Here is an 8640-nt window from a genome sequence, read left to right as displayed (position 1 = left end):
CGGCTGCCCCGGCCGGGTCGCGAGCCAGCGCCCGCACCCGCCAGCCCCGCCGCAGCAGGGCCGCCGTTGTTTCGCCGCCGATTCCGCCCGTCGCACCGAGCACCAGTGCCGTACCTCGTTCCATGACCGATTCCTTTCGTTGAGGACGCGATTCTTGAACCGAGGGTGAGTAAACACAATTGTCATAACGATGCTATCGGCTAGTATGAAATGTATGAGCTTGAATCCGTTGGACTGGGAGAACCAGCGTGCCTTCCTCGCGGTGCTGCGCGAGGGCAGCCTGTCGGCCGCGGCACGCGCCCTGGGCGTCGCGCAGCCGACCGTGCGGCGCCGGCTCGAGGCGCTGGAGCGCTCGATCGGCGTCGCCCTGTTCACACGCTCGCCCAGCGGCCTGTCGCCGACCGACGCGGCGCGCGAACTCGGCGGCCACGCCGAGGCGATGGCCGCGGCGGCCGACGCCTTCGCCCGCGCCGCCTCGGCCGACACCGATGCGGCAAGCGGTACGGTGCGCATCACCGCCAGCGACGTGGTCGGCGCCGAGGTGCTGCCTGGGCTGCTGGCCGGTTTGCGCGATGCGCAGCCGGGCCTGGTGTTCGAGCTCAGCCTGACCAACCGCAACGAGGACCTGTTGCGGCACGAGGCCGACATCGCGGTGCGGATGGTGCGGCCGACGCAGGCCGCGATGGTCGCCACGCGGGTCGGGTCGGTCGAGCTGGGGCTGTTCGCCAGGGCGGACTACCTGGCGAAGAGCGGCCTGCCGGCGAGCCTGGACGAACTGGATCGCTTCGCGCTGATCGGGCCGGACCGGGAGACCGCCGACCTGCGTGCGCTGAATGCCCTCGGCCTGCGCCTGACCCGCTCGAAGTTCAGCTGCCGCACCGACAGCCAGCTCGCCCAGCTGGGGGCCATTCGGGCCGGCCTCGGCATCGGCATCTGCCAGAAGGCGATCGCGCGGCGCGATCCGTCGCTGGTGGCGGTGCTGCCGGAGGCCTTCAGCCACGGTCTCGAGACCTGGGTCACGATGCACGAGGACCTGCGCCGCGTGCGCCGTGTGCGCGCCACCTTCGCGCACCTCGTGAGCACCTTCACCGCCTACTGCGGCGGCTGAGCCTCAGCGCTGCGGCCGGATCCGATAGAGCGCGTTGTTCCGGTCCGCCGTCATGTAGATCGTGCCGTCGCTGCCGACGGCGACGCCGGTCTGCACATAGGGAGGCGGCATGCCGGGACCCGGTTCCAGGCCGATCGGCAGGTCTTCGGCGACCGTGCGGCGGCTGCCGCTCGCCGGGTCGATCTCGACCAGCCGCCGGGCCGCGGTTTCCGCCACGATGAAGCTGCCCCAGGGCGTCTGCGCGACGCCCTCGGGCATTGCCAGCCCTTCGGCCACCGCACGCAGCGGCGCGCTGGCATCGAGCGGGATGCGCGTGAGCTTGCCCGCGGCCTCGGTGACATAGAGCGCGCCGTCCTTGCCGACGATCATCTGCACCGGGCCGCCGAGCCCGCTGGCCAGCACCTGCCGGTCCTCGAACCTGGGGCCGCTCGCACGCGTCACGCTGCCGGTCGCGATCTCGGCCACGAGGACGCTGCCGTCGGCCATCGGGATGGCGTCGACCGGCGCCTTCAGGCCGTGGATCACGGCCGTGGTCTTGAGCGTCTTGCGGTCGACCAGCTGCACGGTGCCGGTGAACCACGAGCTGAGCGCGAAATGCGTCGCCGACAGGCCGACCGCGAACGGGTACTCGAGCTCCGGATCGCGCTGCATCCGGAAGATGTCGCGCACCGCGCCAGTCTTGGCATCGACCTGCCGGAAGCCGAAGATGTCGGCCACGAAGAGGTCGTTGCCGTCGATCTTGAGCCCGGCCGGCACCGCCAGCTTGCCGCCGGTCAGCAGCCGCAGCTCGCCGGTGGCGGGGTTGAAGGCCTCGACCGAGTTGTCGGCCATGTTCGAGACATAGATCGTGCCTTCGGGCGCGATCGCCAGGTTGTCGAGCGAGGGCTTGAGCTGCTTCGCCACCGTCTTGCGGCCGCTGGCCAGTTCGACCCGCACCAGTTCGCCGCTGCGCGCGTCGACCACCCACAGGTTGCCCTTGCCGTCGAGGTTGGCGGCGGCCGGGATCTTGAAGCCATCGGCGATCACGGTCATGGCGCCGTTGGACGGATCGATCTTCACCACCTGGCCCTTGAACCACAACGGGCCGTAGAGCATGCCGTCGGGGCCGACCTCGAAGCCGTTGAAGCCGCCCATGTCTTTCTTGATCAGGCGCGGCGGCTTCTGGCCGGCGGGGTCGATCTCCCACAGGGCGTCGCCGAGGAACACCTGCGACGCATAGAGCTTGCCGTTGCGGCGGTCGAAGTCGAGCGAATTGAGGCCCGGCAGGTCCTTGGCGACCACGCGCATCGGTGCAGCGTCGCTGTCGCGCATGCGCACGGCGCCCATCAGGTAGTTGGTCCAGGCGAGTTCGCCTTTGGGACCGATCGCGATGTCGTCGGCCTGGCCCTCGGGCCCCTTGACCAGCACGCGGGCGGCGCCGCTCTGGCGGTCGATGTCCCACAGCGTGTTGCCGACCACCGAGCCGGCGAGCAGCCGGCCCTGGCGGTCGACCGCGAGGCCGTGCACGCCGCCGAACGAAGAGGGTGCGACGATCGCTTCCGGTGCGCCCCAGGCGGCGGGGCGGCTGGGCGGTGCGGTGACGGTTGTGCAGGCGCCGAAGGCGAGCGTCGACGCCAGCAGGGCGCCGCTCAGGATGCGGTTCATGTTGTCTCCTCGTTGTCGAACAGCCGCAAGCAGGCTAGCAGCGCAGGGCCGCTTTGCTGTCACACGGGGGACAAGGGCGCGTTCAGGCCGGCGCCGGGCCGCCCCAAGGCGGCCTGCGGCCCCCTCGGGGGGCAGCGACCCACACGCAGTGGGGGAGCGTGGGGGCTCATCACGCCCTGAAGCGCCTTCGCGTCAATCCCAGCGCAACCCAGAACGCGGCCACCGTGTAGGCCACGAGCACCAGCGCATGCCGCCACCAGTCGGCCGGCCACTGGTCCATGAACAGCGGCCGCACCAGCGCCACCGCACTGGCCAGGGGCAGCCATCCCGCGATGCTGCGCACCACGCCCGGCAGTTGCTCCAGCGGAAAGAAGACGCCCGACAGGAACATCATCGGCGTCATGAACAGCGTGAAGTAATAGGTGAAGAAGTCGTAGCCCTTGGCCAGCGCGTTGAAGATCAGCGCGATGCACGAGAAGGTGACGCCGACGCCGACCAGCACGAACCAGGCGACGATCAGCTTCGGGCTGTGGCTGATGCCCAGCGCCAGCATCACGAACAGGATCGCGGTGGTGGTGAAGATCGCCTTGAAGCCGGCCCAGAGCATCTCGGCCAGCACGATGTCGTCGAGGCCGACCGGCGCGTTCATGATGCCGTCCCAGGTCTTCTGCACGTGCATGCGCGAGAAGGCCGAATAGAGCGCCTCGAACGAGGCCGCGTTCATCGCGCTCATGCAGATCGAGCCGCTGGCCAGGAACAGGATGTAGGGCACGCTCGTGCCGTCGACCTGCACCTGCCCGACCAGCGCCCCCATGCCGTAGCCGAAGGCCACCAGCCAGATCAGCGGTTCGGCGATGTTGCCGATCAGGCTCGGGATCGCCAGCTTGCGCCACACCAGCAGGTTGCGCAGGAACACCGGCCACCAGCGCATCGAGAGCTCGGGCGGCCGCCAGACCGAGGGGGCCGCGGGCGCCATCGGAGTCTCCGCAGACGTGAAAGTCGTCGAGTCCGCCATGTCGTCTAGCCGTCCTCTCTGATCTGCCGACCGGTCAGCTTGAGGAACAGGTCCTCGAGGTTGGCGGGCCGGTGGAAGGTGCGCAGGCCGCTGCGGTCGCCCAGCGCCGCCATCAGGCCGCGCGCGTCCTGGGTGTAGAAGAACACGGTCTCGCCGCTGACCTCGACCCGGGCCGCGAAGTCCTTCAGCGGCGACTGCGCGAGTTCGAGCGCGCCGTCGCCGTAGAGCTCGACCACGTCGGGCTCCAGGTGCTCGGCGATCAGGTCGCGCGGCCGGCCCTCGGCGATCTTGCGGCCGTGGTCGAGCACCAGCAGCCGCGAGCACAGGCGTTCGGCCTCGTCCATGAAGTGGGTCGTGAGCAGGATCGACTTGCCCTGCGCCAGCAGCACCTGCAGCCGCTCCCACATCAGGTGCCGGGCCTGCGGGTCGAGACCGGTGGTGGGTTCGTCGAGCATCAGCAGCTTCGGGTCGTTGACCAGCGCGCGGGCCAGCGACAGGCGCCGCCGCATGCCGCCCGACAGCTCGCCCGGCCTGGCATCGGCCTTGTGCGAGAGTGCCGCGAACTCGAGCAGCTGCGGAATGCGTGGCGCGATCTCGGCGCGGCGCATGCCGAAGTAGCGCGCGTAGACCATCAGGTTCTCGGCGCAGCTGAAGTCGGGGTCGAGGGTGTCGAACTGACTGACCACGCCGAGCTGGGCCTTGATGGCGCGGGCGTCGCGCGGCATCGAGAGGCCGCCGAGCGCTTCGATCGTTCCGCCGTCGGGCGCCGTGAGCCCGAGGCACATGCGGATGGTGGTGGTCTTGCCGGCGCCGTTGGGGCCGATCACGCCGAGGCACTCGCCGGGCGCGATCTCGAAGGACAGGTCGTCGACCACCGTGGTGTCGCCGTAGCGCTTGCGCAGGTGGCTGGCGTGGAAGAGGGGATTCGGCACCGGCGCATTGTGGCGCAAGCGCCGTGCGGCCCGGCTCAGAGCCGCAGGCCGCTGAACTCCTGCTTCATCCAGTCGATGAAGGCCCGCGTGCGCGCCGGCAGCAACCGCGCATGCGGGTAGATCACGCTCACCGGCCGCGGCGGCGCCTCGAAGTCCTCGAGCAGGATCTCGAGTCGGCCCTGGGCCACCAGGGGCAGCACCTGGTAGGACAGGAACATGCCGCAGCCCATGCCGGCGGCGCAGGTCTCGATCGCCGGCGCGATGTGGTTGAACTCGATGTTGCCCTTGACCGCCACGGCCAGCGGCCGGCCGTTGTCGCGGAACATCCACTGGCCGCCGGTATTCGGCTGCACGCAGACGCAGTTGATGCGCGACAGCTCGCGCGGATGTGTCGGGCGGCCGTGCGCGCGCAGCCAGGCTGGGCTCGCGACCACGACGCGGCGGATGCTGCCGAGCTGCTGCGCCACCAGCGACGAGTCGTCCAGCCTGCTGATCCGGATGCCGACATCGACGCCTTCCTCGAGCAGATTGACCGGCCGGTCGTGCAGCAGCACGCTGCAGCGAATGCGCCCGTAGCGCTGCAGGAAGCGGACGATTGCCGGCGCCACGTACATGTGGCCGAACAGCACCGGCGCCGTGACCGTGAGCTGCCCCGCGGGCTCGGCCGCATCGACGCTGAGCGCGCGGTCGGCGGCGTCGGCCGCGGCCAGCACCTCGCGCGCGTCGTGCAGGTAGCGGCGTCCCTCTTCGGTCAGCGAGATGCGCCGCGTGGTGCGGTGGAACAAGCGCACGCCGAGGTGTGTCTCGAGCGCGGCCAGCGAGCGCACCACGGCCGGCAGCGAGCTGCCGAGTGCGTCCGCGGCCCGGGTGAGGCTGCCCTGGTCGGCGATCTGGACGAAGGTCTGCATGGCTTTGAGGCGGTCCATCGGGTGATTAGACCGGAAATCACAGCAGTCAAATGCGCTCCTTGCCATTACTTCGCGGCGAGAAACAAACAAGAATCGAGGCATTCCCCCAACGTCCAGGAGAAAGCCCATGACTGCATCCCGTCCCGCCGCCCCGATCAAGGTCTACAGTTCGGCGATTTCCGGCCACTCGCATCGCGTGCGCCTGTTTCTCTCGCTGCTCGGCCTGCCCTTCGAGACCCACGAGGTGGACTTGCGCGCGGGCGAGCACAAGCGCCCCGGCTTCCTGCATCGCAACGCCTTCGGCCAGGTGCCGGTGATCGAGGATGGCGATGTCACGGTGTGCGACTCCAACGCGATCCTGGTGTACCTCAACGAACGCTACGCCGCCGATCCGGCGCGCTGGATTCCGCGCGATCCGCTCGCCGCGGCCCAGGTGCAGCGCTGGCTGTCGGTGGCCGCCGGCCCGCTGGCGGCCGGCCCCGCGGTGGCCCGCGTGATCGTGCTGTTCGGCCTGGCCCGCGACCCGGCCGAGGTGATCGCGCGCTCGCACGATCTGCTGCGCGTGATGGAGGGCGAACTCACGGCGAGACCGTTCCTGGCCGGCGCGTCCGCCACCCTGGCCGACATCGCCAACTACAGCTACGTGGCGCACGCGCCGGAGGGCAACGTGTCGCTCGAGGCCTATCCCCAGGTGCGCGCATGGCTGGCGCGCGTCGAGGCGCTGCCGGGTTTCGTGCCGATGGTGGCTTCACGCATCGGGCTGCGGGCATGAGCCGCCGGGCCGCTCCCAAGGCGAATACCGAAGCGCTGCTGCGCGAAGGTACTCCAGTGAGCGCCGCGCCGGGCCGCCCCAAGCAAGCTCGCACCGCAGTGCGAAGCACGGAGGTTGCCTAATGAACACCGCCTTCGAAGCGTCGCCCTGGCATGAGGGCGAGCGCGCGATGCAGACCCGGGCCGGGGTGCGGGAACGTATGCAGGCATTCGGCGCGCGAGTCATCCGCGATCACATGCCTGACCAGCATCGGGACTTCTTCGCCCAGCTTCCGTTCCTGGTCGCCGGCAGCGTCGACGCCGCTTCGCAACCGTGGGCCAGCGTGCTGGCGGCGCCGCCGGGCTTCGCGCATTCGCCCGACCCGCATCGGCTGCGCATCGACGCGCGGCCGGCGGACGAGGACCCGCTCGCTGCGTCGCTGGCGCCCGGTGCGTCGATCGGGCTGCTCGGCATCGAGCCGCATACGCGGCGGCGCAACCGCATGAACGGCATCGTCGAGCGCGTCGACGCCGCTGGCTTCTCGGTCGAGGTGAAGCAGAGCTTCGGCAATTGCCCGAAGTACATCCAGGCCCGCGAGCCGGTTTTCGTCGATGCCACCGGGCCGATTGCGGCGCCGCGGCGGGCCGATCGCCTGGATGCCGCGGCGCGGCGGCTGATCGCCGAGGCCGACACCTTCTTCATCGCCACGTCGCACCCGTCGGCCGGGCAGGTCGGCGCGGCGCAAGGGGTCGACGTCTCGCACCGCGGCGGCCGCCCGGGCTTCGTGCGCGTGAGCGGCGAAGGCACGCTGACCGTGCCCGACTTCGTCGGCAACAGCTTCTTCAACACACTGGGCAACATCGCGGTGAATCCGCGCGCCGGCCTGCTGTTCGTCGACTTCGACAGCGGCGACCTGCTGCAGCTCGCCGTCACGGCGGAGGTGGTCTGGGAGGGACCGGAGCTGGCTGCCTTCGAGGGCGCCGAGCGCTTGCTGCGCATGCAGGTGGTCTCGGTGCTGCACCGGCCGGCCGCATTGCCGCTGCGCTGGGGCCGCGCACAACTGTCGCCGTACCTGGCCGCCACCGGGCGCTGGCCCGAAGCCGGCTGAGTCGGCTGCCGCTCAGCGAAAGACCGGAATCCGTGCGTTGACCGAGGGGCGGTAGTCCCAGCCGCGTTCGCCCAACGCACCGGTGTCCGCGCCGCCTTCGAGCAGCGCCTCGAGTCCGGCGGCGGCGATCGTGCAAGCCAGGGCCTGGCCGGGGCAGGCATGCGGGCCGTGGCCGAAGCCCAGCGTCCGGCGCTCGGCGCGCATCAGCTCGAAGGTCGCGGGTGCCGGGTTCAGCGCCGGGTCGCGGTTGGCGGCGGCCAGCACCAGCAGCACCGCGTCGCCCGGCGCCAGTTCGATGCCGGCCACGCGGGTGGATCGCACGACGAAGCGGCGCGTGTTCTGCACCGACGGATCATGGCGAGCGACTTCGGCCACGAGCGAGGGCAGCAGGTCCATGCGCGTGCCGATCTTGCGGCGCAGTCCGGGTTCGCGCGCCAGGGCCACCAGGCTGTTGCCCAGCAGGCCGGCCGTGGCCTCGCAGGTCTGCGAGAGCAGGCCGACCAGGTTGGCCTGCAGCGCGCGCGAGGTGGCGTCGGGTGCCCGCGCCTGCACCGACGCCAGCAGGCTGCCGCGCGTCGCGGGCCGGGTGTGGACCAGGTCGTCGAAGCGCGCCATCAGGGCCTCGGCCGCCACGCTGGCGGCGGCGAGCTGTGCCGGCGTCGACAACGGCGACAGGCAGTCGACGAAGTCGCTCATCCAGTCCGAGACCCGCGGCAACGCGTCGTCCGCGAAACCGAGCAGATGCGCGACGGTGCGGACCGGCATGGCCAGGCAGGCGTCCGATGTCGCGTTCGCCGGCATGGCTCGGGTAACCCGAAGCGCGGCCGCATGCGCGGCGGCGGGATCGAGCGCAGCCAACCCGGCTTGCAACGCCGGACGGAGCGCCGCGTGCGGCGCGCCGTCGTTCATGCGCACGAGCTGGCCGAACACCTCGCCGGCGGGGCTGCCGGCAATCGCGCGCGGCACCGGTTCGGCGCCGGGACGCACGCCGAGGTCGGGACTGGCGAGCACCTCGCGCACGACCTCGGCGTGGCTCGCGACCCAGAGCTGCCGGCTTTCGTCGAAGGCCAGCGCCGGACCGCCGCGCAGGGTGGCGTACCAGGGGTACGGGTTCGAGTGGGTGACGGCGGCGATCGCGTCGGCCGGCGAAGCAGTGTTGTTCATGCTTTGCAGT

At 70.8% G+C, this 8640-nt stretch carries 9 protein-coding genes; 3 read left to right on the top strand and 6 right to left on the bottom strand.

Going from position 1 to position 8640, the window contains the following annotated elements:
* A partial coding sequence (locus tag AC1D2E_RS23520; RefSeq protein ID WP_478199640.1) for an NmrA family NAD(P)-binding protein occupies positions 1-124 on the bottom strand: 124 nt, incomplete at its 3' end.
* A 90-nt stretch (positions 125-214) separates the two neighbouring features.
* On the opposite strand from AC1D2E_RS23520, the gene AC1D2E_RS23515 reads away from it, so the two are divergent.
* Positions 215-1108, top strand: coding sequence for a LysR family transcriptional regulator (locus AC1D2E_RS23515; RefSeq protein WP_478199639.1), 894 nt, complete (start codon positions 215-217; stop codon positions 1106-1108).
* A gap of 3 nt (positions 1109-1111) precedes the next feature.
* On the opposite strand, the gene AC1D2E_RS23510 is transcribed toward AC1D2E_RS23515, so the two are convergent.
* The 4 genes from AC1D2E_RS23510 to AC1D2E_RS23495 all read right to left on the bottom strand — a co-directional run bounded on the left by AC1D2E_RS23510 (position 1112) and on the right by AC1D2E_RS23495 (position 5625).
* Positions 1112-2752: a Vgb family protein gene (locus tag AC1D2E_RS23510; protein WP_478199638.1), complete on the bottom strand. Its 1641-nt coding sequence runs from the start codon at positions 2750-2752 to the stop codon at positions 1112-1114.
* Positions 2753-2921: 169 nt separating this feature from the next.
* Entirely contained in the window at positions 2922-3728 is an 807-nt protein-coding gene (locus tag AC1D2E_RS23505; protein ID WP_478199637.1) for an ABC transporter permease, read from the bottom strand.
* Between the two features lie 44 nt (positions 3729-3772).
* A complete protein-coding gene (locus tag AC1D2E_RS23500) occupies positions 3773-4699 on the bottom strand; it encodes an ATP-binding cassette domain-containing protein (RefSeq protein ID WP_478199636.1) in 927 nt (308 codons plus the stop codon).
* A gap of 35 nt (positions 4700-4734) precedes the next feature.
* Entirely contained in the window at positions 4735-5625 is an 891-nt protein-coding gene (locus AC1D2E_RS23495) for a LysR family transcriptional regulator (RefSeq protein WP_478199635.1), read from the bottom strand.
* Between the two features lie 109 nt (positions 5626-5734).
* On the opposite strand from AC1D2E_RS23495, the gene AC1D2E_RS23490 reads away from it, so the two are divergent.
* Both AC1D2E_RS23490 and AC1D2E_RS23485 read left to right on the top strand, forming a co-directional pair.
* A complete protein-coding gene (locus AC1D2E_RS23490; RefSeq protein WP_478199634.1) occupies positions 5735-6379 on the top strand; it encodes a glutathione S-transferase family protein in 645 nt (214 codons plus the stop codon).
* Between the two features lie 121 nt (positions 6380-6500).
* Positions 6501-7466, top strand: a complete 966-nt coding sequence (locus AC1D2E_RS23485) for a flavin-nucleotide-binding protein (RefSeq protein WP_478199633.1) — start codon at positions 6501-6503, stop codon at positions 7464-7466.
* Between the two features lie 12 nt (positions 7467-7478).
* Here AC1D2E_RS23485 and AC1D2E_RS23480 read toward each other — a convergent pair whose 3' ends face one another.
* Complete coding sequence (locus AC1D2E_RS23480; protein WP_478199632.1) at positions 7479-8630, bottom strand: cytochrome P450; 1152 nt, start codon at positions 8628-8630, stop codon at positions 7479-7481.
* Positions 8631-8640 lie beyond the last annotated feature (10 nt).

The organism is Variovorax sp. P1_H2, from assembly GCF_056405295.1.
Note: the sequence above shows the minus strand (reverse complement) of the source record. Positions and strands in the feature narration are given on the sequence as shown.